The organism is Pigmentiphaga sp. (genome assembly GCF_019689535.1).
GTDB lineage: Bacteria > Pseudomonadota > Gammaproteobacteria > Burkholderiales > Burkholderiaceae_B > Pigmentiphaga.
In genome coordinates, this window is the sequence record NZ_JADGHH010000012.1 from 1 (window position 1) to 24,065 (window position 24,065).

Genomic DNA, 24,065 nt, shown 5'->3' on the forward strand with positions numbered 1-24,065 from the left:
CGTCATATTGGTATACGAGACCGGGGCAGGGCCGCCTTCCCCGGCGGTTCCGGGGCGGCGGGCGAACTGCCCCGACGCTACAATCCTGGAGACCATGGCTCACAGGCGCCGGCCTCCAACGCGCCGCCATGGCAGCTAGGTCATCCTCTCATGTCATCGCCCAACCACAGCCCCTCCTCCGTCTCCGTCGACCGCGTCGTCGTGTACGCGTCCTTTGTCCTGTTGTTCTCCATGGGGGCGCGCGCCACCTTTGGCTTGCTCATGCAGCCCATGGGGCTGGCGCACGGTTGGGGGCGCGACGTTTTTTCCCTTGCTTTCGCCATCCAAAATTTGGTTTGGGGCCTGTCTGCGATCCTGATGGGGTCGGTGGCGGACAAGTGGGGGTCAGGCCGCACCATCGTGATTTCCGCGTCGTTGTATGCGCTCGGGCTCATCGGCACGCGCTATGCGAGCTCCGAGCCCATGCTGTACCTGAGCGCGGGCGTGCTGGTGGGCCTGGGCCAGGCGGGTACTACGTTCGCGGTACTGCTTCCCGTCGTGGCGCGCGCCGTGCCGCTGGAACGACGCAGTACCGCCATGGGCTTTGCCAGTGCCGGGGGCTCGATGGGGCAGTTCGTCGTGACGCCGGTGGGCCAATGGCTGATCGACCGATTCGACTGGACCGGGGCGCTGTGGGCTTTGTCCGCCATGATCTTGCTGGCGCTGCCCCTGGCTTCCCGGCTGACCGGCCGGCCCGCACATGTGGCCGGCGCCCAGTCCCTGGGTGCCGCCGTGCGCGAAGCCTTCGGTGATCGCTCCTACCATTTCCTGTTCTGGAGCTACGCGGTGTGCGGGTTCCACACCGCCTTCATCACTCTCCACCTTCCCGCCTTTGTCGTCGATGGTGGCCTGAACGCATCCAGCGGCGCGATGGCCATCGCCCTGATCGGTTTGTTCAACGTGATCGGGTCATACTGGGCGGGCAGGATGGGCGGACGCCACAGCAAGAAGCATTTGCTCGCCTTGCTGTACGCGACGCGCTCGGCCGCGATCTTGCTGCTCCTGTTCCTGCCGCTTACGCCGGCCCTGCTGTACGTGTTCTCGGCGCTGATGGGGTTGGTGTGGCTGGGCACGGTTCCCCTGACGACGGGGCTCGTCGGCCAAATCTACGGCATGCGTTATGCCGCGACCCTGTCTGGCATCGTGTTTTTCGGCCACCAGATCGGCAGTTTCGTCGGCGTGTGGCTGGGCGGCAAACTGTACGTGGCGACGGGCAGTTACGACGTGGTCTGGTGGTTGTCCGTTGGGCTGGGCTTGGTCGCCGCAGCGCTTTGCCTGCCAGTGCGCGAGCAGGCCCTCGTACCGGCGAGGACGGCCGCATGAAGCCGCCGAGCAGCCGCTTTCCCGGCCGTTTTATTCGTGGGAGATGGCGCGCGCTGCTTGCTTATACTTTGCTGGGCGCCGTGCTTGCGGTAGCCTTCCTGGGCTATTTGCGACCCGAACTGGTGGTCGGCTGGGATGCGCTCATGGCCCTGTGCGGCTATTGAGGTGGGCGCATCCGGTACGGCGGGGCCAGGTTTTCGTCCCTCCGTACAATAGGCCTTCATTTTTCAGTTGCTGGGGAAAACTTGGCTACTCGTTACAACGAAGCTTCCATCCGGGTGCTGAAGGGGTTGGAGCCCGTCAAACAGCGCCCGGGCATGTATACGCGAACCGAAAACCCGCTGCACATCGTGCAGGAGGTCGTCGACAACGCAGCGGACGAGGCCCTGGCCGGCTATGGCAAGCACCTGCAGGTCACGCTGCACGCCGATGGCAGCGTGACGGTGGAGGATGAAGGCCGGGGCATACCCGTGGGCATGCATCCCGAAGAAAACGCACCCGTCGTCGAGCTGGTGTTCACGCGTTTGCACGCCGGCGGCAAATTCGACAAACAGGGCGGCGGCGCGTATTCCTTTTCCGGCGGCCTGCACGGCGTCGGCGTCTCCGTCACCAATGCCTTGTCGTCGAGGCTCGAAGTGACCGTCTGGCGCGACGGCCAGGCGCACCGGCTGGTTTTCGAGCACGGCGACGTGGTCGAGGAACTTGCGCAGGTTTCCGATCCCGCCCGCAAGAAGAGCGGCACCCGCGTGCGCTGCTGGCCCGATCCCAAGTACTTCGACAGTAGCGTCATCCCCCTCGGCGAGCTGACCCGCCTGCTTCGCAGCAAGGCCGTGCTGTTGCCCGGCGTGAAGGTGACGCTCCATGTGGAAAAAACGGGCGAGACGCAAAGCTGGCTTTACGAGCAGGGCCTGCGCGGCTACCTGACCGAAGCCCTGGCGGGTGCAGAACTGCTGATTCCCCTGTTCGAAGGGGAGCAATATGCCGGCGCCGACCACGAGAGCTTTTCCGAAGGCGAGGGCGCACAATGGGTCGTGGCCTGGACCGAAGACGGCAACGTGGTGAGGGAGTCCTACGTCAACCTAATCCCCACGCCTGCGGGCGGCACGCATGAAGCAGGACTGCGCGACGGCCTGTTCAACGCGGTCAAGAGTTTCATCGAACTGCACAACCTCAGCCCCAAGGGCGTCAAGCTGCTGCCCGAAGACGTCTTCGCCCGGGCGAGCTTCGTCCTTTCGGCCAAGGTGCTCGATCCCCAATTCCAGGGCCAGATCAAGGAAAGGCTGAACAGCCGCGATGCGGTGCGCTTGGTGGGCGGCTTTTGCAAGCCGGCGCTGGAGCTCTGGCTCAACTCGCACGTGGAGTACGGCAAGAAGCTGGCCGAGCTCGTCATCCGGCAGGCGCAGTCGCGCGTGCGGGCCACGCAGAAAGTCGAAAAGCGCAAGAGTTCGGGCGTGGCGGTGCTGCCTGGCAAGCTCACCGACTGTGAAAGCACCGACGTCTCGCGCACTGAGGTCTTCCTGGTCGAAGGGGATTCGGCCGGCGGATCGGCCAAGATGGGCCGCGACAAAGAATTCCAGGCCATCCTGCCGCTGCGCGGCAAGGTGCTTAACGCATGGGAAGTCGAACGGGACCGCCTGTTCGCCAACAATGAGATCCACGACATTGCCGTGGCGATAGGCGTCGATCCGCACGGCCCGGGAGACGATCCAGATCTTTCCGGCCTGCGCTACGGCCGCATCTGCATTCTGTCCGATGCCGACGTGGATGGCTCGCACATCCAGGTGCTGCTGCTCACGCTGTTCTTCCGCCATTTCCCGAAGCTGGTCGAAGCCGGCCACGTGTACGTCGCGCGTCCCCCGCTTTTCCGGGTGGACGTGCCGGCGCAGGGCAAGCGCCCGCCGCGCAAGCTCTATTGCCTGGACCAGGGCGAGCTGGCCGCGGTGGAAGACAAGCTGCGCAAGGAGGGCGTGCGCGAAGGGTCCTGGACCATCAGCCGCTTCAAGGGCCTGGGCGAGATGAGCCCCGAGCAACTTTGGGAAACCACGATGAACCCTGATACCCGGCGCCTGCTGCCGGTGGGCTACGGCGATCTCAGCGCCGAGGAGACCACGCGCATCTTCGACATGTTGATGGGCAAGGGCGAGGCCGCACAGCGGCGTTCGTGGCTGGAAGAAAAAGGTGACTTGGCCGAGGTGGATATTTAATGACGGATGAACGACAACCCGGCTTGTTCGAGGCGCCGGGCGGCGACGACGCGATCACGCTGGCGCGCTACGCCGAGCAGGCCTATCTCGATTATGCAGTGTCGGTAGTGAAGGGGCGCGCGCTGCCCGATGTGAGCGACGGCCAGAAGCCGGTGCAGCGGCGCATCCTGTACGCCATGCAGGCCATGGGGCTGGGCCCCAACGCCAAGCACGTGAAGTCGGCGCGCGTCGTGGGCGACGTGCTCGGCAAATATCACCCGCACGGCGACCAGGCCGCGTACGATGCGCTGGTGCGCATGGCGCAGTCGTTTTCGCTGCGCTATCCGCTCATCGACGGCCAGGGCAACTTCGGTTCGCGTGACGGCGATGGCGCGGCCGCCATGCGTTATACCGAGGCCCGGCTCACCCCTATCGCCCGCCTTCTGCTGGACGAGCTCGACGAAGGCACGGTCGATTTCGTCCCGAACTACGACGGCTCGCACCAGGAGCCCAAGCAGCTGCCTGCGCGCTTGCCCATGGTGCTGCTCAATGGCGCGTCGGGCATCGCGGTGGGGATGGCGACGGAGATCCCGCCCCACAACCTGCGAGAGGTCGCCCAGGCGGCAGTCGCGCTGTTGAAGAACCCCAAGCTCCCGGACGAAGAGCTCTACGCATTGCTGCCCGGCCCCGATTACCCTGGGGGTGGGCAGATCATTACGCCCCAGTCCGAGATCGCGCAGATCTTCAGCCTCGGCCGCGGCTCCATCAAGGTGCGTGCACGCTGGAAGTTCGAGGAAATGGCGCGCGGCCAGTGGCAACTGGTGGTGACGGAGCTGCCGCCGGCGACGTCGTGCCAGAAGGTGCTCGAGGAAATCGAGGAGCTCACCAATCCCAAGATCAAGGCCGGCAAGAAGAGCCTGACCGCCGAGCAGCAGCAGACCAAGGCGGCGCTGCTCGGCCTGCTCGATACGGTGCGCGACGAATCCGGCAAGGACGCGCCGGTGCGCCTGGTGTTCGAGCCCAAGACTTCGCGCGTGGACAGGGACGAATTCATCAACACCCTGCTGGCGCATACGTCGATGGAGAGCAGCGCGCCCATCAACCTGGTGGCGGTTGGCAATGACGGCCGTCCGCGCCAGAAATCCATGCGCGAGATCCTCGAGGAGTGGCTGGCGTTCCGTACGCAAACCGTCACGCGGCGTTCGCGGTATCGGCTGGACAAGGTGCTCGACCGCATCCACGTGCTCGAAGGCCGCATGGTGGTCTACCTGAACGTGGATGAGGTAATCCAGGTCATCCGCGAATCGGACGAGCCCAAGCCCGCGCTGATGCAGGCTTTCAAACTGTCGGAGCGGCAGGCCGAGGACATCCTCGAGATGCGGTTGCGGCAGTTGGCGCGCCTCGAAGGCTTCAAGATCGAGCAGGAACTGAAAGACCTGAAGGAGGAGCGCGCCAAGCTGGAAGACCTGCTGGCGAATCCGTCTTCGCTCAAGCGTCTCATCGTCAAGGAAATCGAAGCCGATGCCAAGCAGTACGGCGACGACAGGCGCACGCTCATCGAGGCCGCCGAGCGCGCCACGGTCGAGGCCAAAGTCATCGACGAGCCCGTTACCGTCATCGTGTCGCAGAAGGGCTGGTTGCGGGCCAGGCAGGGGCACGGCCACGACGCCAGCCTGTTCACCTTCAAGGCCGGCGATGCCCTCTATGGCGCGTTCGAATGCCGCACGACCGACACACTGGTCGCCATCGGCAGCAACGGACGCGTCTATTCCGTCGCGGTCAACGCATTGCCGTCGGCGCGCGGGGACGGGGTTCCGGTCACGACGCTCATCGACCTGGAGCCGGGAACCCATATCCAGCACATGGTCGCCGGGCCGGCCGACGGCCGCTGGCTGCTGACCACGGAACGCGGCATGGGCTTCATCACGCGGCTGGGCGACATGGTGACGCGCCAGCGTGGCGGCAAGCAGTTCATGTCCCTCGATGCGGGCGACCGGCCACTGCGGCCGGTGCCGCTGTTCGACGGGGCGGAGTCGCTCGCGCTCTTGTCGGCCAAGGGGCGCTTCTTGGTGTTCGGCCTCGCGGAGGTCAAGACCTTGTCGGCCGGCGGCCGAGGCACGACGCTGATGGACGTCGACGCCAAGGACAGCCTGGCGCAGGCCGTCCCGGTCGGGCCAGGCGGGTTGCGGGTCAGTGGCATCTACCGCAACAAGCCTTATGAAGACATTCTCGCGGGTGAGGCGTTGGCAGCCTACGTCGGGAAGCGGGCACGCAAGGGAAGGCTGCTCGACGTCAAGGCCAAGCAACCCGTGTTGTCGCCGGTGTTGTAAATCATGATGGGCAAGTGGCTGGCGGCGGTTCTGGTGGCGGGGGCGTTGACAGGATGCTCTCCGGTCAATCCGTACTACGATCCCAACCAGCCGCATCACACCAAGCAGGGTTTCCGCAACCTGTACTCTCACGCTACCCCGGGCAAGGTGGATTTCTGGCGGTGGCAGTTCGACCGCTGGATGCGCGGCCTGCCGCATCCTCCCGAGGAGTCGCTCACCCCGGTCGTGGCCGACGTCGCGTGGCTCAAGGAGCCGTCTTCCGAGGTGCGCGTCACCTGGATCGGCCACTCGACGCTACTGGTGCAGCTGGGGCAGTTCAATTTGTTGACCGACCCGATCTTTTCGGAACGGGCCTCGCCCGTCAGCTTCGCCGGTCCCAAGCGCCACCAGCCCCCGGGCGTCGCGCTGGAGGACCTTCCCCGGATCGACGCCGTGGTCATCTCTCACAACCACTATGATCACCTCGACCTCGCGTCGGTCAGGGCGCTTGCCAAGCAACAGGGCGGGCCTCCGGTCTTCATGGTGCCGCTGGGCGTGGACGTCTGGTTCCGCAAGAATGTGCCCGAGGCCGTGGACCTGCGGCCCTTGGACTGGTGGGGGCAGACCATCGTGGGCGACGCCGTCTTCACGCTGCTGCCGGTCCAGCACTGGAGCGCCCGCACCCCCTTCGACCGCAGCGCGACGCTGTGGGGCGCGTGGGCCGTCCGGACCCGGGAGCCGGCCTTTAATTTCCTGTTCGGCGGCGATTTCGGCTATTCGCGGGACCTCGCCACCATCGGCGAGCGCGCCGGCCCCTTCGACCTGGCGGCGCTGCCCATAGGCGGATATGCGCCGCGTTGGTTCATGCGCGTCCACCACATGAACCCGACCGAAGCCGTGCAGGTGCATCGCGAGGTGCGGGCCAAGGCCTCGGTGGGCATCCACTGGGGAACCTTCGAGCTGACCGACGAGCCCCTGGACCAGCCGCCGCACGAACTGGCCCGGGCCATGCGTTACGCCGAAGTGCCGCCCGAGGAGTTCTTCGTCATGCGCCATGGCGAAACCCGCATCCTGCGTGACGGCCGCTGGCTGGTGCGGGCGCCCGGGGATTGACCTCCCTCCTGCCCGTCGCGGCCTTGTCTTGATTTGGTCATTGATGGGCTGTATAAAAAAACAGTCAGAGATAGCGATAGGCAATCCGTTGAGGAGGACGCTGTGGCGCATCTGGTTCTCGCGCTCGATGTGGCCGGTACGCCGGTGCACTGGGTGGACATCGAAAAGGCCATCAGCCTGCACGTCGCGGGCCGGGTGGCATGGGAACTGGGGGAAACCACGGTCACCTACCGCGGCGGCACCAACCGGTTGACGGGGCAGGTTTCCACCGTCAGCACCGCCAGCATCATCGCCGTGCGCGGCCGTGAGTTCCGCGGCGACCGGGCGGCGTCCATCAGCATCAGCCGCGAGCGGCTGTTCGCGCGCGACCGATACATCTGCGGCTACTGCGGCGGCTGTTTCCCCGAGTCGGAACTCACCATCGAACACGTCCGCCCTGAGTCCCGCGGGGGCACCACGACCTGGGAAAACGTCGTCACCGCCTGCCGGGCCTGCAACCAGCGCAAGGGCAACCGCACGCCGGAACAGGCGGAGATGCCGCTGCTTTATCTGCCTTACCGGCCCAATCGCTGGGAGGGCATGATCCTGCGCAACCGCCGCATCCTGGCCGACCAGATGGAATTCCTCATGGCCGGGGTGCCTCCCACCAGCCGCCTGGCCGCCTGATCCGGACCGGCTACACTTGAAATATTTTTAGCCGCCCCCATGTGGCGGCCAGGGCGTGTCGCCCGCCAACAACATTCCGTTTCATCACAGTGCATCACCTGCGCCGTCCGTCGCGGGCGCCGCGGCCCGGCCGGCCGTGCCGCTGGCCGCCGCCGTGCAGGGCGGGCAGGATGCCTTTCGACGACATGAGCCAGACCGCACAAACCTCCGAGACCCTGGGCTTCCAGACCGAAGTCAAGCAGTTGCTGCACTTGATGATTCATTCGCTGTACAGCAACAAAGAAATCTTTCTGCGCGAGCTCGTCTCGAACGCCTCCGACGCTTGCGACAAACTCCGCTTCGAGGCCATCGACCGCCCCGAGCTATTGGAGGGCAGCGGGGAGTTGGCGATACGCGTCGGCTTCGACAAGGCTGCGCGCACCATTACGATTTCCGATAACGGGATAGGCATGAGCCGGGAAGAGGCGATCGCCAATCTCGGAACCATCGCCCGCTCGGGCACGCGTGAGTTCTTCCAGCAACTGACGGGCGACAAGCAGAAGGATGCCCAGCTGATCGGCCAGTTTGGCGTGGGGTTCTATTCGTCCTTCATCGTGGCCCAGAAAGTCACCGTCGTCAGCCGCCGGGCGGGACTGCCCGCGGACCAAGCGATCCGCTGGGAGTCCACCGGCGACGGCGAGTTCACGATTTCGCCCGCCGAGAAGGCCGAGCGCGGCACGGACATCATCCTGACGCTGCGCGAAGGCGAGGACGAATTCCTGTCGTCATGGAGGCTGCGCGAGATCCTGCGCCGGTATTCCGACCACATCTCCATCCCGATCCGGATGAAGAAGGAGGAGTGGGACGAGAAGAAGTCCGAATACGTGACCAAGGACGAAGAGGAAACCGTCAACCAGGCAAGCGCCCTGTGGACGCGCAACAAGTCTGACATCACCGAAGAGCAGTACGTCGAGTTCTATAAGCACGTCGCGCACGACTTCGAAGGCCCGCTCGCCTGGACGCACAACCGGGTCGAAGGCCGCACCGAGTACATCCAGCTGTTATACATACCCAAGCGCGCCCCCTTCGATCTCTGGGACCGCACCCAGAAGCACGGCGTCAAGTTGTACGTCAAGCGCGTCTTCATCATGGATGACGCCGAGCAGCTCCTGCCAACGTACTTGCGCTTCGTGCGCGGCGTCATCGATTCGGCCGACCTGCCCCTCAACGTTTCCCGCGAAATCTTGCAAGAGAGCCGCGACGTGCGCGCGATCCGCGAGGGCAGCGCCAAGCGCGTCCTGGGCTTGCTCGAAGACTTGGCCGAGAATCGCAAGGAAGACTATGCGACCTTCTGGAAGACATTCGGCCAGGTGCTCAAGGAGGGCGTGGGCGAGGATGCGGCCAACATGGAGCGCATCGTCAAGCTGCTGCGTTTCGCCTCGACGCATGAGGGCGTGCCCGAGCAGACCGTCTCCCTGGCCGATTACGTCTCCCGCATGAAAGAAGGGCAGGACAAGATCTACTACGTCACGGCCGAGACGTTCGCCGCCGCGAGCAATAGCCCGCACCTGGAAATCTTCCGCAAGAAAGGCATCGAGGTACTGCTGCTGACCGACCGCATCGACGAATGGATGCTGTCCTTCTTGCGCGAGTTCGAGGGCAAGCCGCTGGTCTCCATCGCCAAAGGCGGGCTGGACCTGGGTGCGATGGCCGACGCGGAAGAGAAGAAACAGCAGGAAGAAGTCTCCGAGACCTTCAAGCCCGTGGTCGAGCGCCTGAAGAAAACGCTGGGCGATGCGGTCAAGGACGTGCGCGTGACTTTCCGCCTAGTCGATTCGCCTGCCTGCGTCGTGGTGGACACCCACGAAATGAGCCAGCACCTGCAGCGCCTGCTCAAGGCGGCCGGGCAGGCCACGCCGGAGACGCGTCCCATCCTCGAAGTCAACCCGCACCATGCGTTGATCGAGCGCATCAAAGACGCGCCGGACGAAGCGTTCGAGCAATGGGCCAAGCTATTGCTGGACCAGGCCTTGCTGGCAGAAGGTGCCACCCTCGAAGACCCGGCGGCCTTCGTGCGCCGGATGAACAGCCTGCTGCTGAGCCAGTCTTGAGCCGCGGTCGCCGCAGCGCCGCCGGGCGGATACGTCCCGCCTCGGCCGGCCCCAGCGAACTCGACGATCCCACTTTCTCCGAAGAAGACGGGATCCGGTATCTGCATTTCGGCAGCCCCTGGATACAAGGGGCGATGAAGGTGCGCAGCCCGTATTCGCTGGTGCTCGAATACACGCGCCAGATGATGGCGTGGCTGTTGTTCCTCGAACCACCAGAGCGCCCCGAGGCCATCGGCGCCCTAGGGCTGGGCGCCGGTTCGCTGGTGCGGTTCTGCCTCAAGCACACCGACAGCGTGGTGCACGCCGTCGAATGGAATCCCCGCGTGACGGCCGCATGCCACGCCTATTTCCGGCTGCCGGAGCAGAACGAACGTTTTCTTGTGACGCACGCGGACGCCGGCGAATGGGTGCAGGACATTGCCAACCGCGGCAGCTGCCGCGTCTTGATGGTGGACTTGTACGACCATGAGGCGCGCGGCCCGGTGCGCGACTCTGTGGCGTTTTACCGCGGCTGCCGCCGCGTGGTCAGCGCCCATGCGCGCCAGGCTGGCGTGGTGACCGTCAACCTGTTCGGTGCGCACGAAAGTTTTGAACTCAATCGTCGCAATCTCGAAGAAGCGTTCGAGGGACGCGTGTTGATGCTGCCCGAGATCGAGGAGGGTAACCGCGTGGCCATCGCCTTGGCGGGCCCACCGCTCGCCGTCGACGCGTCCACACTGTTGTCCCGGGCCGAGGAGGTCGAACGGCGCTACGGTTTGCCGGCCCGCAAATGGGCCCGCTCGCTGGCGTCCGAGTTGGGACGGATCCAGTCGGCAGCGCCATGAAGGCAGATCGCTCGACGAACGGTGACGGCGCGCTCAGCGGTTTTCCGCCAGTGCTGGATCGCGAGACGTCCATCCTCATCCTGGGCAGTTTTCCGAGCGTGGCCTCGCTGGCGCAGGGCCAGTATTACGCTCACCCGCGGAACCAGTTCTGGCGCCTGCTCGGTGCCTGCCTGGGCATCGAGCTCGCCGCGCTTCCGTATCCGGACCGATTGCGCACGTTGCTCGCGCGCGGCGTAGGCATCTGGGACGTGGTCGCCCGTTGCCGCCGCCAAGGCAGCCTCGACGCCAGCGTCACCGATGCGCAGGCCAATCCCCTCGCCGCATATCTGCGCGAGCACGCGCCTCGTGTATCGCGCATAGGCTTTAACGGCGGGCTCTCGTGGAAGCTGGGCCGCCATTTGGCCGACCACGGATACCGGGTATACCGGCTCCCCTCGTCCTCGCCTGCTGCAGCCCTGCATAGCTTTGAACAAAAGCTCGCGCAATGGCGGATGCTGTTCGACGAGTGAAGCCGATTCTGCGCTGTTGCCGGCCGCTCGCTTCTACAATGGCGCATCGCTTTTCCGGGGGAGAGGATGGATGCCTTGCGGATTTCGCTGGCGGGCGAGAAGGTCGTGCTTGAGGCTTTGACGCGAGAGCACGCCGCCAGCCTGGCGGAGGCGGCGCGTGACGGCGACGTCTGGCGCACGCCGTATACCCATATTCCGGCCGACCTGGCGTCGGCCCAGAACTACGTCGATGTCGCCCTGGCGGCGCGGGATGCCGGGGAGGCCATTCCTTTTGCGACGACCCTGCGCGACGGGGGCAAGCTCGTCGGAAGCACGCGCTATTGCCGCCTCGACCGCGCGCATCGCAAACTGGAGATTGGCTATACCTGGATCGCCGGCTCGTGGCAGCGCAGCTTCGTGAATACCGAGGCCAAGTACCTGATGCTGCGCTATGCCTTCGAGTACCTGGGATGCCTGCGGGTGCAATTGCAGACCGATGCCCTGAATGCACAATCCCGCCGTGCCATCGAAAGGCTGGGCGCAAAGCTCGAAGGCATCCTGCGCAAGGATCGCATCATGCCGGACGGGCGGCGTCGTGACTCCGCCATGTACAGCATCATCGAAGAAGAATGGCCGCAAGTGCGGGCCGCGCTGGAGCTGCGGCTGACGCAAGGCGGCATTACGCCGCGCCTGGAGCCGTTGCCGCATTGAGAAGGGCCGGCACGCCGCGTGTCTGGGTGGGGTGCCTAGTGTCGCGATGGGCGCGCCCATAGGCGTGCGCCGCCCGCCGCACCCTTCAGCCGACCAGTAGCTTCCGTCGCTTCAGGATGTCCTGGATCTGGCCCAGCCGGCTTTGCGGGTCGCCGTCGGCCAGCAAGTGGCGTTGCTGGGGCGGCAGGAGCGGCAGCAGCTCCGCCCAGCGGTTGGCGACCCACCCGCACTCGTCCAGGCGGAACGGCGGGGCGAATGGCATCTCGGCGACCGGTATCCGCTCTTGCTGCATGTCGGCGATCAGGCGTCCGAGGGTGTTGGCGCTGGGTTGCAGGGACTCGGGTATCGGTGTCGGGGGATCATCGGGCAAGCACTCGATTTCTCCGACCCAAAGCCCGTACTTGCGCTGCTCGCTCGAGAGCAGGCGAAAACGCGTCGTGCCCACGCAGCGCAGTTGCATGAGCCCCGGCATGGGCACGTCCCAGCGTTCGATCTTCGCCATGGTGCCGAAATCGGCGAGGACTTCTTTCCCTTCGGGGGTGCGGACCTCGTTGCCGGCCAGCAGCGGCACGACGCCGAACTCGCTTTGTTCGGCAATGCACTGTTTGACCATGTCGAGGTAGCGGATTTCGAAGACGCGCAGGTGTAGGATGCCCTCTGGGTAGAGCGCCCGGCTGAGGGGGAAGAGAGGTATCGGATTCATGGCAGCACGCGGGGGATGGCCCTGCCGCCAGGATAACGCGTTATCGCGTCCCCCAGGCAAGGATGTGGCCGAAACGGCGTAAGCAAGCGTTGCTACGGTCGGGTTAGTCGGCCAGCTGGGAGACGTCCTGGTCTGCGCATGCCATGAGCAAATCGCGGACGCGGCCCCGTGGCAGTGCCAGGTCGGGGTCGATGTCAGCCAGCGGCCGCAGCACGAAAGCGCGCGCGTGCATCCTCGGATGGGGCAGGGTGAGCCGGGGCGTATCCAGTTGGAGGTCATCGTACGCGAGCAGGTCGAGATCCAGCGTGCGTGGGGCGTTCCGGTAGGGCCGCTCGCGTCCGTGGGCTAGTTCTATGCCCTGGAGTGCGTCGAGCAGGTCGAGCGGCGCCAGCGCGGTGCGTAGGCGCACCACGGCGTTCACGTAGTCAGGCCCGCTCGATTCCACGGGGGCGGTGCGGTAGAAGTGCGACCGGGCTTCCAGGCGCATGTGGGGATGCGCTGCGAGCTCGGAGAGCGCGCGTTGCAGCGTGGCGAGCGGATCGCCCAGGTTGGCGCCGAGCGCCACCCATGCCGTATGCCCGCCGGCGTCGCTCATCCTGCCACCGGCGTGGCGCCGCCTTCGGTTCCGCCGCCCGCACGCGAACGGCCGCTGCGCCGGCGGCGTTTGCGGCCGGATCCTTCTCCGGACGCACGGGGTTGCCTGGCCAGCTCGTCCAGCATGGCGGCGCGTTTGGCGTCGTTCGCGTCCGCGAGATCCATCCACCATTGCGCCAGCTGCGCGTCCACTTCGCCCGCGGCCGCGCGCAGCTGCAGGAAGTCGCAGGCGGCGCGGAAGCGGGGCTGCTCCAGCATGCGCCAGGCGGCCTTGCTTTGCCGCCGCTCGAAGCGGGGCTGCATGAACCAGATCTCGCGCATGTCGGAGACGAAGCGGCGCTGTATGGCGAGTTTTTCCGTCTGGTCGTCCAATACCGAATCCACGGCCATGCCCAGTGCCGGGATGGGGAGTTCACCAGCGGCCCGGTATTGCTGCCAGCGCTGGTTGACCTGTTGCCAGAGCAGCGCCGCGAACAGGAAGCTCGGGCTGACCGACTTGCCGCTGCGCACGCGCATGTCCGTGCGTTCTAGCGCCAGCTCGACGAAGCGTTCGCCGTCAGGCTGGTCGAGCACGACGTCGAGCAGCGGGAGCAGGCCCTTGTGCAGTCCTTCGGCGCGCAGGCGGCGCAGGCAGTCCATCGCGTGGCCGCAGGTCAGCATCTTGAGCATTTCGTCGAACAGCCGCGAGGCCGGCACATTCTCGATCAAATGCGCCATGTCGCGGATCGGCGCGAGCGTGGCCGGCGCGATGGTGAAGCCGAGCTTGGCCGCAAAGCGTATGCCCCGCAGCATGCGCACCGGGTCTTCACGGTAGCGCTTGGCCGGATCCCCGATGATGCTGATGACTTTTTTCTTTAGGTCGGCAACGCCGTTGTGATAATCGATGACGATCTCGGTGGCCGGGTCGTAATACAGCGCGTTCAGCGTAAAGTCCCGGCGCGCCGCGTCTTCTTCCAGGGTGCCGAATACATTGTCGCGGAGGATGCGGCCGTGCTCGTCGGTGGTCTGCTCGTCGGAGCTGGACGCCCGGAACGTGGACGTTTCGATGATCTCCTGTCCGAACACCACGTGCACGAGGCGGAACCGGCGGCCGATGATCCGGGCGCGGCGGAACAGCGCCTGGACTTGTTCGGGCGTGGCATCGGTAGCCACGTCGAAATCCTTGGGTTGGGCGCCGACGATGAGGTCGCGCACCGCGCCGCCCACGATGTAGGCCTGGTATCCGTGCTCGTGCAGTACGTCGCAGACCTTGATGGCATGTCGCGAGACGAGCCGGCGATCGATGCCATGCTTGGATTGCGGGACGCGCTGCGGTGCATGCCGCCGGACGCTCAGGATGGGGCGCGCTGCCCGTGGCGTAAAGAGTTTGCTGATGAGCTTCTTGATCATGCGAACAAATCCATGATGCGCCAGCCACGGTCGCGCGCAAGCTTGCGCAGCGTGTCGGAGGGATTGGCGGCGACCGGGTCGGTCACCGCCTCGAGCAGCGGGACGTCGTTCATCGAGTCGCTATAGAAAAAAGACTGCTGGAAATCAGACAGTTGCCAGCCGCGTTCGGCCAGCCATTGGTTGACGCGCGTCACCTTCCCTTCCCGGAAGCAGGGAATGCCTTGTATGCGGCCGGTAAAGCGGCCGGCCACGTATTCGGGTTCGGTCGCTAGCAAGGTCGGGATGCCGAAGGCGCGGGCGATCGGTGCCGTCACGAAGGAGTTGGTGGACGTGGCGATGGCGCACAGGTCTCCTGCCTCCAGGTGGCGACGCACCAACGCGATGGCCTGGTCGGTGATGGCGGGCCGGATGACTTGGGCCATGAATTCTTCGTGCCAGCGCGCGAGATCGTAGGGCGTGTTCTGCGCCAGCAGGCCGAGCATGAACTCGGCCGATTCGAGGGCAGTCAGTTCGCCCGCGTCGTAGCGGCGCATCAATTCTTCGTTCTTGGCGCAGGCCGCCGCGGGGTCGCCGACGTGCCCGCTGCGGGCGAGGAAGTCGGCCCATCGGTAGTCGCTGTCGAGCGGAAGCAGCGTATGGTCCAGGTCGAACAGGGCGAGGCGTGCGGGCGGCGCTTGCGTGGGAGTCATGACAACGAAGAATGCGGTTGTGGAGAGGATGATTGATGTTGCTCGGCCAGCATGGCACGCAAGAGCGGAAGCGTGATAGGCCGCTTGGCTGCCAGGGAGTAGTGGTCCAGCGCGTCGAGCAACGCGGTCAGCTGCCGCATGTCCCGCTCATAGTGGGTGAGGATCCAGTTGACCACTTCGGGAGCGAGGTTCAGCCCCCGGCTCGCGGCCTGCCGGATGAGTGCGTCCGTTTTCTCGGCGTCGGACAGGACATCCAGGCGGAATACCAGGTCCCATCCCAGCCGGGTACGCAGGTCTTCCCGGATTTCCAGCTGTCCCGGCGCCAGTTCGCCGGCAACGATCAGCGACAGGGCCATGTCCGTCGCCGTCAACTCGCGCCATCGGTTGTATAGCGTGAAGACAGCGCCTAGGCGAGCTTCATCGAGCAGGTGCAGGTCATCGATCGCGACTAGGCCGGGCCGGGCCTCGGCATCTTCGGGCTGGGCGGCGCGCTTGTAGGCCGACACCGGGCTGCGGCTGTCGAGGTAGACGGCCCCGGCATGCGCAGACAAGGCGCGCAGCAAGTGCGTGCGCCCGCAGCCCGCGGGACCCCACAGGTACACGGCGCGGCCCGGCGGCAAGGTGCGCAGCGTCTCCAGGGCCTCGGTATTGGGGCCTGGGACGTAGTTTTCCAGGGTCGGTGCCGGCGCGGCGAGCACGTCGAGTAGCAACTGCTTCATGAAATGCGGCTAATAAGACCCGCAGCGTCGGACGATCATGGCGTTGGAAGGCGACAGGTCGGGCCGGGCAAGGCTGCGCAGGCAGGAAAGAAACGCAAATGCGGCAGCGCGGTTCGTAGCTGACGCAGGGCGGCCGGCGGGATCCTTCCCGCCGTAAGACCCTTTGATCTGCGTGGAAATACCAATCATCGTAAAATTATAGCTTTCAGGCGTTCCCTGGCTGTTTTTTTGCTGCGATCGCCCGCGTCGCGGGGTCGCGCCCGCCTGCGGCGGGCCTGCGCCGGCCAGAAACGAGATACCGCTTCCTCCCGCCCGGCGAACGAGAACGCGCCCCCGGGGCGAGCCCAACCCACTATTTTCGGTCCATTCCATGTCCGCACAACAACCCAGCGCTTCTTCCTTGACTTATCGTGACGCGGGCGTCGACATCGATGCGGGGGATGCCCTGGTCGAACGCATCAAGCCACTCGCCAAGCGCACCCTGCGCGAAGGGGTGCTGGCCGGCATAGGCGGGTTCGGGGCGTTGTTTGAAGTGCCGAAGAAATACCGCGAGCCCGTGCTGGTCTCCGGCACGGACGGCGTCGGCACCAAGCTGCGGCTCGCGTTTTCGTGGAACAAGCACGACACGGTGGGCATCGACCTCGTGGCGATGAGCGTCAACGACATTCTCGTGCAGGGCGCCGAGCCTTTGTTTTTCCTCGATTATTTCGCCTGCGGCCGGCTCTCGGTGGACACGGCCGCGACCGTGATCGGCGGCATCGCCAAGGGCTGTGAGCTGGCCGGATGCGCATTGATCGGCGGCGAAACGGCCGAAATGCCGGGCATGTATCCCGATGGCGAGTATGACCTGGCGGGGTTTGCCGTTGGCGCCGTGGAAAAATCCAAGGCCATCGACGGCCGCCGCATCCAGGTCGGCGACGCGGTCCTGGGGCTGGCTTCCAGCGGAGCCCATTCAAATGGCTACTCGCTGGTCCGCAAGATCCTCGAGCGCGCCGGCGCCCAACCGGACCAGGATTTCCACGGCCAGCCCCTGCGCGACGTCGTCATGGCTCCCACCCGCATCTATGTCAAGCAGGTGCTGGCGGCCATCGCCAAGCACGACATCAAGGGCCTGGCCCACATCACGGGCGGCGGCTTGCTGGACAACGTGCCGCGCATCCTGCAGCCCGGGCTGGCTGCCCGCCTGCACCGCGATGCTTGGAACATGCCGGAGCTCTTCGCTTGGCTGCAACGCGAGGGCGGTGTGGCCGATGCCGAAATGCATCGCGTGTTCAACTGCGGGATCGGCATGGTCCTCGTGGTCTCGGCCCAGGAGGCCGACGCCGTGGCGGCGACCCTGCGCGCGCAGGGCGAGACGGTCTACCGCATTGGCGAGATCGTCGAGCAGCAGCCGGGTGCCGCGCAAACGGTCGTCGTCTGACGAAGCGGCGGGGCGAGCGGGGCCCCGCCTCTGGCGCCCGGGGCGTCCGGCCCCGTGGCCTTAACCCAGGATCTCGCGCAGCGCCGCAACCAGCGCGTCGCACTCCGCGTCGGTTCCTATGGTGATGCGCAGGTATTGGTCGATGCGGGGCTGCTTGAAGTGGCGCACCAGCACTTTGCGCTCGCGCAGCCCCCTGAACAGCGCGGCACCATCGTGCGCCGGGTGGCGCGCAAAGACAAAGTTGGCCGCCGAGGGGAGTACTTCGAAGCCGAGCTGCGCCAGCTGTTCCGCCAGGCGCGTGCGCGACGCCATGATGGCGCGGCGGGTCTGCTCGAAATAGGCGACGTCTTCCATCGCGGCCGTGGCGCCGGCGATCGCAAGCCGGTCGAGCGGGTATGAGTTGAAGCTGCCCTTGACGCGCTCCAGGCCTTCTATCAGGTGCGGCTGGCCGATGGCATAGCCCACGCGCAGGCCGGCCAGGGACCGCGACTTGGACAGCGTTTGGACCACCAGCAGGTTCGGGTAGGTCCTGACCAGAGAAACGGCCGAGGTGCCGCCGAAATCGATATAGGCCTCGTCGATGACCACGGGCGAGTCCGGGTGGGCCTTCAGCAAGGCCTCGATGTCGTCCAGCGGCAGCAGGCGGCCGGTGGGGGCGTTCGGGTTGGGGAAGATGATCCCGCCGTTCGGAATGCCGTAATCCTGCACGCGGATGGAGAGGTCCGCCGTTAGCGGGACGGTGCAGTATTCAATGCCGTACAGCCCGCAGTAAACCGGGTAGAAGCTGTAGGTGATGTCCGGAAAGAGGAGCGGCAGGTCGTGCTTGAGCAGGCCCACGAAAACGTGCGCCAGCACTTCGTCAGAGCTGTTGCCCGCGAAAACGTGATCGGCCGGGACTCCGTGGAAGCTTGCTACCGCCGCCTTGAAGGACGTGGCCTCGGGGTCGGGATAGCGTCGCAGCGCTTCGCCGGCTGCATCGCGGATGGCTTCCAGCACGCGAGGCGAAGGCGGATACGGATTCTCGTTGGTATTGAGTTTGATCAGTCCGTCGATCTGCGGTTGTTCGCCGGGGACGTAGGGCGTCAGTTGCTGAGTGACGCGGCTCCAGTACCTGTTCATGAATCGTTTCGTCGAAAGCGCAAAGCGCGGCAAAGGGCCGCGCCAGCATTGAGCATAGCAGGGCCAGAGGCGGGACGCACGCGCGCCTCGCCCGCCGTCCTTCCGTTGGCATGGCGGCTTTTTTTCAGCCTAGGGCAGCGAATTGGGCGTCAAGGGTGGGAGCGACCGCGGCGACGAGGCGCCCGATGCTGTCCGGGGCCAGGCAATCCACGACTATCCTGTCGGGAAGCGCGCGCAGCCACGTGATTTGGCGTTTTGCCAATTGCCGGGTGGCGGCGATGGCCTGGGCGCGCATCTCGGCGCCATGGATGGTGCCCTCCAAATAGCTCCAAACCTGGCGGTAGCCGACGCAGCGTATCGAGGGAAGCTCTGGACTCAAGTCGCGGCGCGCACGCAGGCGCCGCACTTCGTCGATCAGTCCCGCCTCCAGCATGGCGTCGAAGCGTTGCTCGATGCGCGCGTGCAGGCCCGCGCGATCGGACGGCTCGAGGCTCACGTCTACGGTGCGCAGCGCAGCGGCGGCGCCGCGGTGGCCGGTGAGCAGCGCGGACATCGGCTGGCCCGTCAATGCGTGGATTTCGAGCGCGCGCTGGATGCGCTGGCTGTCGTTGGGCGAAAGCCGCGCGGCCGTGGCCGGATCGATCCTGGCCAGTTCCGCATGCATGGCCGGCCAGCCGATTTCCGCGGCCCGGGCGTTGAGCTGCGCACGCAAGAGTGCGTCGCCTTGGGGCAGGCTGTCCAAGCCTTCCCTGAGCGCCTTGAAATACAGCATGGTGCCGCCAGCCAGCACGGGAATGCGTCCGCGGCGCCGGATGTCGGCGATCAGGCGCAGCGCCTCGCTGCGAAACTGGCCCGCGGAGAAGGTTTCCGCCGGGTCGCGGATGTCGAGCAAATGCTGGGCCACGCGCTCGCGTTCGGCGGCGCCAGGCTTGGCGGTGCCGATGTCCATGCCGCGGTAAATCGTGGCAGAGTCCACGTTGATGATTTCGATGGGCCAGCGCTCGGCCAGGGCCAGGGTGGCCGCACTCTTGCCGGCCGCGGTGGGGCCCATCAGACACAGCACCGGAAGCTGCGTATCGGTCATGGGTTGGGGCATGTCGGGATCAGCGGCCGCGCAGGAACAGCCGGTCGAGGTCGGTCACGCTGAGCTGTACCCAGGTCGGACGGCCGTGGTTGCATTGGTCGGCGCGCTCGGTCGCTTCCATCTGCCGCAGGAGTGCGTTCATTTCGTCCAGGCTCAGGCGGCGGTTGGCGCGGACGGCGCCGTGGCAGGCCATCGTGGCGAGCAGTTCGTTGCGTTGTTCCGTCAGCAGCCGTGTCGCGCCGACCTCGGCGAAGTCGCGCAGCACTTCGCGTGCCAGCGTTTCGATGTCCGCATGCGCCAGGGGCGCCGGAACCGCACGCACCGCGATCGAGGCTGGACCGGCCGGGCGCAGCTCGAAACCGATGCTGGAAAGGGCCTCCTCCTGTTCCTCCACGAGCGCCACGTCGCTTTCCGAGGCCCGGAAAACCACCGGCACCAATAGGTTCTGCGTGGGCATGCGCCGGGCGTCGAGCGCGTTCTTGAGTTGCTCGTACACGATGCGCTCGTGCGCCGCGTGCATGTCTACGACCACTAGTCCGTGTGCGTTCTGGGCGAGCACATAGATGCCATGGATCTGCGCGACCGCCATGCCGAGCGGGAATTCTTCGCCGTCCGGAAGCGGGCGCGGCGTGGTGCCCTGGGGGATGGGGACGGGAGCGGGCGACGGGACGCGCGGGGCCACCGGTTCGTGCAGTGCCAGGATACGCGCGCCGAGGTCAGGACGGTAGGCCGGCGTGCCCGCATCGTGGAGCCTGAAGGGCAGTTGCGCCGCCGAGGCGAGGGCCGGTGCAGCCAGGCGCGGATCGCCGGCATCCGCCGATCCAGCGGGGAATCGGTCGGCTTGCGCTGCGGCCCCCTGGCCGGCAAGCGGCACCGCCGGTACGTGCGCGATATCCGGCGCCGCGCCCGCGGCATGGGCCAGCGTTTGGCCGACGATTTGGGAGACGAAACGGTGCACTGCGCCGCTGTCGCGGAAGCGGACCTCGTGTTTGGCCGGATGGACGTTGACGTCTACCGCGGCGGGATCGAGATCGAGGAAGAGCACGTAGGCAGGCTGCCGATCGCCATGCAGAACGTCGGCATAGGCGGTGCGTATCGCATGGCTCACCGTGCGGTCCCGCACGAACCTTCCATTGACGTACAGATACTGCTTGTCGGCGCGCGCGCGCGAAGCCGTGGGCCGGGATACGACGCCATGCAGGCGGATCGCGCCGCTTTCGGCCTGGACCGGCAGGCCGCCCTGCGCGAATTCGGGCCCGAGCACGTCGTGGATGCGTCGCACCGGGTCGGCGGGCAAGTATTGCTGGTAGGCGCGGTCCTGGTGGAACAGGCGGAACGCGATGTGGCAGTGGGCCAGAGCGATCCGTTGGAACGCCTCCACGCAATGGCCGAATTCCGTGGCTTCCGATTTCAGGAACTTGCGGCGGGCCGGGACGGCGTCGAACAACTGGCGCACGTCTATCGTCGTGCCCGGCGGGCCGGAGGCCGGCGCGACGTCGCCGTTTTCCCATTGCCAGGCATGGTCGGCGCCGGCCGTGCGCGAGATGAGGGTCAGGCGGGCCACGGAGGCGATGGAGGCGAGCGCCTCGCCGCGAAAACCCATGGAGGCGACCGATTCGAGTTCGGTCAGCGAGCGGATTTTGCTCGTGGCGTGGCGGGCGACCGCTAGCGGCAGTTCTTCCGGCGGGATGCCGCAGCCGTCGTCCGTGACGGCGATCCGGCGTATGCCGCCCCCTTCCAGCCTGACGTCGATGGCGCGCGCGCCGGCGTCAATGGCGTTTTCCAGCAATTCCTTGAGCACCGAGGCGGGGCGCTCGATGACTTCGCCGGCCGCAATCTGGCTGATCAGGAGGTCGGGAAGGGGGGCGATGGGGCGGCGATCGGACATGGAGGAATTATAGAGGTCGCCCAGATGGCGGAGCCGGGGCATCGGACCGGCCGGGGGCAAGCGGGACCGTGCAGGCGTGGGCTATAGTGCTTTCGGTTTTCCCGCTCGCGAAAAAGGTCCGGCCATCTATGCTCGAATTCCTGAACATGCTGATCCACATCGACCAGACACTTGGCGTCTGGGTCGCCCAATACGGGGCGTGGATCTATCTGATTCTCTTTTTGATCATTTTTGCCGAGACCGGGCTGGTCGTCGTCCCATTCCTGCCAGGGGATTCCCTGCTGTTCATCGCCGGTGCGTTCGCCGCGACCGGCAGCATGCACCTGGGGCTGCTCATTGCGCTGCTGCTCGTGGCCGCGGTCGGCGGGAATACCGTCAATTACTTCGTCGGCCGCTTCATCGGGCCGAAAGTCTTTTCGCAGAATATCCGCTTCCTGGACCGCGAAGCCCTGATCAAGACCCACGCGTTCTACGAGAAGCATGGGGGCAAGACGCTCATCATTGCCCGCTTTCTTCCCATCGTCCGGACTTTCGCGCCCTTCGTGGCCGGCGTGGGCTACATGACCTTCGCACGCTTCCAGTTCTTCAACGTCGTCGGCGCGCTGCTGTGGATCGTGCTGCTGGTGTGCCTGGGCTATTTCTTCGGCAACCTGCCGCTGGTCCGCGAACACCTGAACACCATCGTCTTGGTCGGCTTGGGTGCCGCCATCGTCCCGCTGCTGTTGGGCGGGCTTTGGAAAGGCCTGCGCCACTTGCGCAACCGCTCCGAGGGCGCGCGCCCATAGTGGCCCACGCCCGCATGGCGGCTGGGGGCCTTACGTGAGCTTGTTCCTGGACAGCGGCGGATTCTTCGCGAAATAGCGCTGGATGCCTTGCATGATGGCCGTCGCCATGCGGTCTTGGTACGCCAGGTCGGACAGCCGCTTTTCCTCTTCCGGATTGCTGATGAAAGCGGTCTCGATGAGGATGGAGGGAATGTCCGGCGCTTTCAGCACGGCAAAGCCAGCCTGTTCGACCCGCGGCTTGTGCAGCCGGTTGATGGTCGAGAGCTCATCCAGGACGGCGCGGCCCAGCTTGAGGGAGTCGTTGATCTGGGCTGTCGTCGACAGGTCGAGCAGCACGCGGGCGATTTGCTTGTCGTGCGAACCAATGTTGACGCCGCCGATGAGGTCGGAGGCGTTTTCCTTGGCGGCCAGCCAGCGGGCGGCGCTGCTGCTGGCGCCGCTTTCGGACAAGGCAAACACCGACGAGCCCCGGGCCGTGGGCTTGATCCACGCATCGGCATGCACTGACACGAAAAGATCGGCCTGCACCCGCCTGGCCTTGGCCACGCGGACGTGGAGCGGCACGAAATAGTCGCCGTCGCGCGTGAGCATGGCGCGCATGTTGGGCTGCTGATCGATCTTGGCCTTGAGGATGCGCGCAATCTTCAGGACGACGTCTTTCTCGCGCGTGCCGCCGCGTCCGATCGCCCCCGGATCTTCACCGCCGTGGCCCGGGTCGATGGCCACGGTGATCATGCGCGAGATGGGCTGTTGCTCGGCGCGGCGCCGGGGCGGCGCAGGCTGCGGGGCGGCGTCCGGGATCGGCGCGCCTTCGATGGCCGGCCCCGTGCCCCGCGCGGCGTTCTGCTCGGATTGCAGGCGCTCGAGCATTTTCAGGATCGGATCGTCGTCGTCCTGGTTCGCCAGCGCCAGGAGGGGGTCTCGCTCCACCTTGGGATAGAGGTCCAACACCAGCCGGTGCTTGTATTCGCCGACCGGCTTGAGGCTGAAGAGCTGCGGCACGGTCTCCTGCTTGAGGTCGAGCACCAGCCGGACGACATTGGGCCGGTTCTGGCCGACCCGGATGCTGGCGATATAGGGATCGTCCGGCCGGACCTTCGCCACCACGTCGCGCAGCGCGGCGTTCAGTTCCACGCCTTCGATGTCCAGTACGACGCGATGGGGGTTGTCCAGCACGAAGTGTTCGGTCTTGAGCTCGGCATCCAGTTCCAGCGTGAGCCGGGTGTAGTCCGGAGCCGGCCACAAACGCACCGCTACCAGCTCTGCGGCCCGTGCGGCGGTGGGAACCAGGGGAACGAACAAAGTGGCGGCCAAGCCGGCCACGAGGCGCCGGCGGGAAACCCCGGACGGCGCCAGGACGCCCTGGGCCTGGGCATAGGACGAGGCCGACGCGCCGGCCGGCTGGTCGGGCTCTAGTGCATCGTGTCGGGAGAAATCGTGTTCAGCCATGCCTGTCCTTTTGCGGTGTGGGCGCGTAGCGTCGCCCCACGTCCTGCGCCTTCATAAGACAGCGCGATGTCCAGGTCCGGAGCCGGAAGTGCGCCGCCTGCGCGTTCGGCCCACTCGATGAGCACGAGGGCGTCATCGCGCAGCGCGTCCCGGAATCCGGCGTCGAGCCACTCGCGTGGATCGGTAAAACGATAAAAATCAAAGTGATAGCAGTATAAGTTCGAAACTTTATAAGGTTCAACCAAAGTGAAGGTTGGACTCTTGATCCGGCCCGTTACGCCGACTGCACGCAACAGTGCCCGGGCGAAAGTGGTTTTTCCGGCGCCAAGGTCGCCGTGCAGGTGAATGCGGAGCCCCTTGGCGGCCAGGGGGGCCAGGCTGGCGGCCAGTGCTTCGGTCGCGGCTTCGTCGGGCAGGTGCAGGTGTCGGGATTCGGGCATGGCGGTGTGCAGGGCGTCGTTCAGGGGCATGGGCTACCAT

General features: G+C 65.9%; 22 protein-coding genes. 12 read left to right on the forward strand and 10 right to left on the reverse strand.

Annotation, left to right across the window (positions count from 1 at the left end; all coding sequences use genetic code 11):
• Nucleotides 1–150 precede the first annotated feature (150 nt).
• The 10 genes from IRZ12_RS02005 to IRZ12_RS02050 all read left to right on the forward strand — a co-directional run bounded on the left by IRZ12_RS02005 (nucleotide 151) and on the right by IRZ12_RS02050 (nucleotide 11,746).
• Nucleotides 151–1,362, forward strand: a complete 1,212-nt coding sequence (locus IRZ12_RS02005) for an MFS transporter (RefSeq protein ID WP_296463565.1) — start codon at nucleotides 151–153, stop codon at nucleotides 1,360–1,362.
• The gene (locus tag IRZ12_RS02010; protein WP_296463566.1) at nucleotides 1,359–1,526 is read left to right on the forward strand and encodes a hypothetical protein; all 168 of its coding nucleotides are present in this window, start codon (nucleotides 1,359–1,361) and stop codon (nucleotides 1,524–1,526) included. The genes IRZ12_RS02005 and IRZ12_RS02010 overlap by 4 nt, the downstream gene beginning before the upstream one ends.
• An 81-nt stretch (nucleotides 1,527–1,607) precedes the next feature.
• Nucleotides 1,608–3,566, forward strand: a complete 1,959-nt coding sequence (parE, locus tag IRZ12_RS02015) for a DNA topoisomerase IV subunit B (protein ID WP_296463568.1) — start codon at nucleotides 1,608–1,610, stop codon at nucleotides 3,564–3,566.
• Nucleotides 3,566–5,875, forward strand: coding sequence for a DNA topoisomerase IV subunit A (gene parC, locus IRZ12_RS02020; RefSeq protein ID WP_296463570.1), 2,310 nt, complete (start codon nucleotides 3,566–3,568; stop codon nucleotides 5,873–5,875). The genes parE and parC overlap by 1 nt, the downstream gene beginning before the upstream one ends.
• 3 nt (nucleotides 5,876–5,878) lie before the next feature.
• Nucleotides 5,879–6,967, forward strand: coding sequence for an MBL fold metallo-hydrolase (locus tag IRZ12_RS02025; protein WP_296463572.1), 1,089 nt, complete (start codon nucleotides 5,879–5,881; stop codon nucleotides 6,965–6,967).
• Between the two features lie 111 nt (nucleotides 6,968–7,078).
• Nucleotides 7,079–7,633, forward strand: a complete 555-nt coding sequence (locus tag IRZ12_RS02030; protein ID WP_296463615.1) for an HNH endonuclease — start codon at nucleotides 7,079–7,081, stop codon at nucleotides 7,631–7,633.
• A 185-nt stretch (nucleotides 7,634–7,818) separates the two neighbouring features.
• Nucleotides 7,819–9,723 (forward strand): molecular chaperone HtpG, encoded by a 1,905-nt coding sequence (htpG, locus tag IRZ12_RS02035; protein WP_296463574.1) that lies wholly within the window; start codon nucleotides 7,819–7,821, stop codon nucleotides 9,721–9,723.
• The gene (locus tag IRZ12_RS02040; RefSeq protein WP_296463575.1) at nucleotides 9,720–10,547 is read left to right on the forward strand and encodes a spermidine synthase; all 828 of its coding nucleotides are present in this window, start codon (nucleotides 9,720–9,722) and stop codon (nucleotides 10,545–10,547) included. The genes htpG and IRZ12_RS02040 overlap by 4 nt, the downstream gene beginning before the upstream one ends.
• Nucleotides 10,544–11,056 (forward strand): DNA-deoxyinosine glycosylase, encoded by a 513-nt coding sequence (locus IRZ12_RS02045; protein ID WP_296463576.1) that lies wholly within the window; start codon nucleotides 10,544–10,546, stop codon nucleotides 11,054–11,056. Before IRZ12_RS02040 ends, IRZ12_RS02045 begins: the two co-directional genes overlap by 4 nt.
• Nucleotides 11,057–11,122: 66 nt before the next feature.
• Nucleotides 11,123–11,746 (forward strand): GNAT family protein, encoded by a 624-nt coding sequence (locus IRZ12_RS02050; protein WP_296463578.1) that lies wholly within the window; start codon nucleotides 11,123–11,125, stop codon nucleotides 11,744–11,746.
• 85 nt (nucleotides 11,747–11,831) lie between these two features.
• On the opposite strand, the gene IRZ12_RS02055 is transcribed toward IRZ12_RS02050, so the two are convergent.
• From IRZ12_RS02055 to hda, 5 genes are all read right to left on the reverse strand, one after another.
• Nucleotides 11,832–12,449 carry an LON peptidase substrate-binding domain-containing protein gene (locus IRZ12_RS02055; protein WP_296463581.1) on the reverse strand — a complete coding sequence of 206 codons (618 nt, stop codon included), beginning with the start codon at nucleotides 12,447–12,449 and terminating at the stop codon, nucleotides 11,832–11,834.
• A gap of 103 nt (nucleotides 12,450–12,552) precedes the next feature.
• Complete coding sequence (gene folK, locus IRZ12_RS02060) at nucleotides 12,553–13,044, reverse strand: 2-amino-4-hydroxy-6-hydroxymethyldihydropteridine diphosphokinase (protein ID WP_296463583.1); 492 nt, start codon at nucleotides 13,042–13,044, stop codon at nucleotides 12,553–12,555.
• Nucleotides 13,041–14,432, reverse strand: coding sequence for a polynucleotide adenylyltransferase PcnB (gene pcnB / locus IRZ12_RS02065; RefSeq protein WP_296463585.1), 1,392 nt, complete (start codon nucleotides 14,430–14,432; stop codon nucleotides 13,041–13,043). Before pcnB ends, folK begins: the two co-directional genes overlap by 4 nt.
• Nucleotides 14,429–15,121 carry an HAD family phosphatase gene (locus tag IRZ12_RS02070; RefSeq protein WP_296463587.1) on the reverse strand — a complete coding sequence of 231 codons (693 nt, stop codon included), beginning with the start codon at nucleotides 15,119–15,121 and terminating at the stop codon, nucleotides 14,429–14,431. Before IRZ12_RS02070 ends, pcnB begins: the two co-directional genes overlap by 4 nt.
• Entirely contained in the window at nucleotides 15,118–15,840 is a 723-nt protein-coding gene (hda, locus tag IRZ12_RS02075; protein ID WP_296463590.1) for a DnaA regulatory inactivator Hda, read from the reverse strand. The genes IRZ12_RS02070 and hda overlap by 4 nt, the downstream gene beginning before the upstream one ends.
• Before the next feature lie 370 nt (nucleotides 15,841–16,210).
• On the opposite strand from hda, the gene purM reads away from it, so the two are divergent.
• Nucleotides 16,211–17,260 carry a phosphoribosylformylglycinamidine cyclo-ligase gene (gene purM, locus IRZ12_RS02080; protein ID WP_296463592.1) on the forward strand — a complete coding sequence of 350 codons (1,050 nt, stop codon included), beginning with the start codon at nucleotides 16,211–16,213 and terminating at the stop codon, nucleotides 17,258–17,260.
• A gap of 60 nt (nucleotides 17,261–17,320) precedes the next feature.
• Here the strand turns inward: purM and hisC are convergent, their stop codons facing one another.
• The 3 genes from hisC to mutL all read right to left on the reverse strand — a co-directional run bounded on the left by hisC (nucleotide 17,321) and on the right by mutL (nucleotide 21,351).
• Entirely contained in the window at nucleotides 17,321–18,379 is a 1,059-nt protein-coding gene (gene hisC, locus IRZ12_RS02085) for a histidinol-phosphate transaminase (RefSeq protein WP_296463594.1), read from the reverse strand.
• Nucleotides 18,380–18,503: 124 nt separating this feature from the next.
• Entirely contained in the window at nucleotides 18,504–19,463 is a 960-nt protein-coding gene (gene miaA / locus IRZ12_RS02090; protein ID WP_296463618.1) for a tRNA (adenosine(37)-N6)-dimethylallyltransferase MiaA, read from the reverse strand.
• A gap of 19 nt (nucleotides 19,464–19,482) precedes the next feature.
• Nucleotides 19,483–21,351 (reverse strand): DNA mismatch repair endonuclease MutL, encoded by a 1,869-nt coding sequence (gene mutL / locus IRZ12_RS02095; RefSeq protein WP_296463596.1) that lies wholly within the window; start codon nucleotides 21,349–21,351, stop codon nucleotides 19,483–19,485.
• A gap of 128 nt (nucleotides 21,352–21,479) precedes the next feature.
• On the opposite strand from mutL, the gene IRZ12_RS02100 reads away from it, so the two are divergent.
• Complete coding sequence (locus tag IRZ12_RS02100) at nucleotides 21,480–22,136, forward strand: VTT domain-containing protein (protein ID WP_296463598.1); 657 nt, start codon at nucleotides 21,480–21,482, stop codon at nucleotides 22,134–22,136.
• A gap of 30 nt (nucleotides 22,137–22,166) precedes the next feature.
• Here IRZ12_RS02100 and IRZ12_RS02105 read toward each other — a convergent pair whose 3' ends face one another.
• Together IRZ12_RS02105 and tsaE are read right to left on the reverse strand one after the other, a co-directional pair.
• Nucleotides 22,167–23,585 carry an N-acetylmuramoyl-L-alanine amidase gene (locus tag IRZ12_RS02105; protein WP_296463600.1) on the reverse strand — a complete coding sequence of 473 codons (1,419 nt, stop codon included), beginning with the start codon at nucleotides 23,583–23,585 and terminating at the stop codon, nucleotides 22,167–22,169.
• Nucleotides 23,549–24,055, reverse strand: a complete 507-nt coding sequence (gene tsaE, locus IRZ12_RS02110; protein ID WP_296463601.1) for a tRNA (adenosine(37)-N6)-threonylcarbamoyltransferase complex ATPase subunit type 1 TsaE — start codon at nucleotides 24,053–24,055, stop codon at nucleotides 23,549–23,551. The genes IRZ12_RS02105 and tsaE overlap by 37 nt, the downstream gene beginning before the upstream one ends.
• Nucleotides 24,056–24,065: the final 10 nt, after the last annotated feature.

Excerpts from the sequence above, each read along its gene's own strand:
- IRZ12_RS02005 (WP_296463565.1), top strand. The coding sequence starts at position 151 with ATGTCATCGCCCAACCACAGCCCCTCCTCCGTCTCCGTCGACCGCGTC.
- IRZ12_RS02010 (WP_296463566.1), top strand. The coding sequence starts at position 1,359 with ATGAAGCCGCCGAGCAGCCGCTTTCCCGGCCGTTTTATTCGTGGGAGA.
- parC (WP_296463570.1), top strand. The coding sequence starts at position 3,566 with ATGACGGATGAACGACAACCCGGCTTGTTCGAGGCGCCGGGCGGCGAC.
- IRZ12_RS02025 (WP_296463572.1), top strand. The coding sequence starts at position 5,879 with ATGATGGGCAAGTGGCTGGCGGCGGTTCTGGTGGCGGGGGCGTTGACA.
- htpG (WP_296463574.1), top strand. The coding sequence starts at position 7,819 with ATGAGCCAGACCGCACAAACCTCCGAGACCCTGGGCTTCCAGACCGAA.
- IRZ12_RS02045 (WP_296463576.1), top strand. The coding sequence starts at position 10,544 with ATGAAGGCAGATCGCTCGACGAACGGTGACGGCGCGCTCAGCGGTTTT.
- IRZ12_RS02050 (WP_296463578.1), top strand. The coding sequence starts at position 11,123 with ATGGATGCCTTGCGGATTTCGCTGGCGGGCGAGAAGGTCGTGCTTGAG.
- IRZ12_RS02055 (WP_296463581.1), bottom strand. The coding sequence starts at position 12,449 with ATGAATCCGATACCTCTCTTCCCCCTCAGCCGGGCGCTCTACCCAGAG.
- folK (WP_296463583.1), bottom strand. The coding sequence starts at position 13,044 with ATGAGCGACGCCGGCGGGCATACGGCATGGGTGGCGCTCGGCGCCAAC.
- pcnB (WP_296463585.1), bottom strand. The coding sequence starts at position 14,432 with ATGATCAAGAAGCTCATCAGCAAACTCTTTACGCCACGGGCAGCGCGC.
- IRZ12_RS02070 (WP_296463587.1), bottom strand. The coding sequence starts at position 15,121 with ATGACTCCCACGCAAGCGCCGCCCGCACGCCTCGCCCTGTTCGACCTG.
- hda (WP_296463590.1), bottom strand. The coding sequence starts at position 15,840 with ATGAAGCAGTTGCTACTCGACGTGCTCGCCGCGCCGGCACCGACCCTG.
- purM (WP_296463592.1), top strand. The coding sequence starts at position 16,211 with ATGTCCGCACAACAACCCAGCGCTTCTTCCTTGACTTATCGTGACGCG.
- hisC (WP_296463594.1), bottom strand. The coding sequence starts at position 18,379 with ATGAACAGGTACTGGAGCCGCGTCACTCAGCAACTGACGCCCTACGTC.
- miaA (WP_296463618.1), bottom strand. The coding sequence starts at position 19,463 with ATGACCGATACGCAGCTTCCGGTGCTGTGTCTGATGGGCCCCACCGCG.
- mutL (WP_296463596.1), bottom strand. The coding sequence starts at position 21,351 with ATGTCCGATCGCCGCCCCATCGCCCCCCTTCCCGACCTCCTGATCAGC.
- IRZ12_RS02100 (WP_296463598.1), top strand. The coding sequence starts at position 21,480 with ATGCTCGAATTCCTGAACATGCTGATCCACATCGACCAGACACTTGGC.
- IRZ12_RS02105 (WP_296463600.1), bottom strand. The coding sequence starts at position 23,585 with ATGGCTGAACACGATTTCTCCCGACACGATGCACTAGAGCCCGACCAG.
- tsaE (WP_296463601.1), bottom strand. The coding sequence starts at position 24,055 with ATGCCCCTGAACGACGCCCTGCACACCGCCATGCCCGAATCCCGACAC.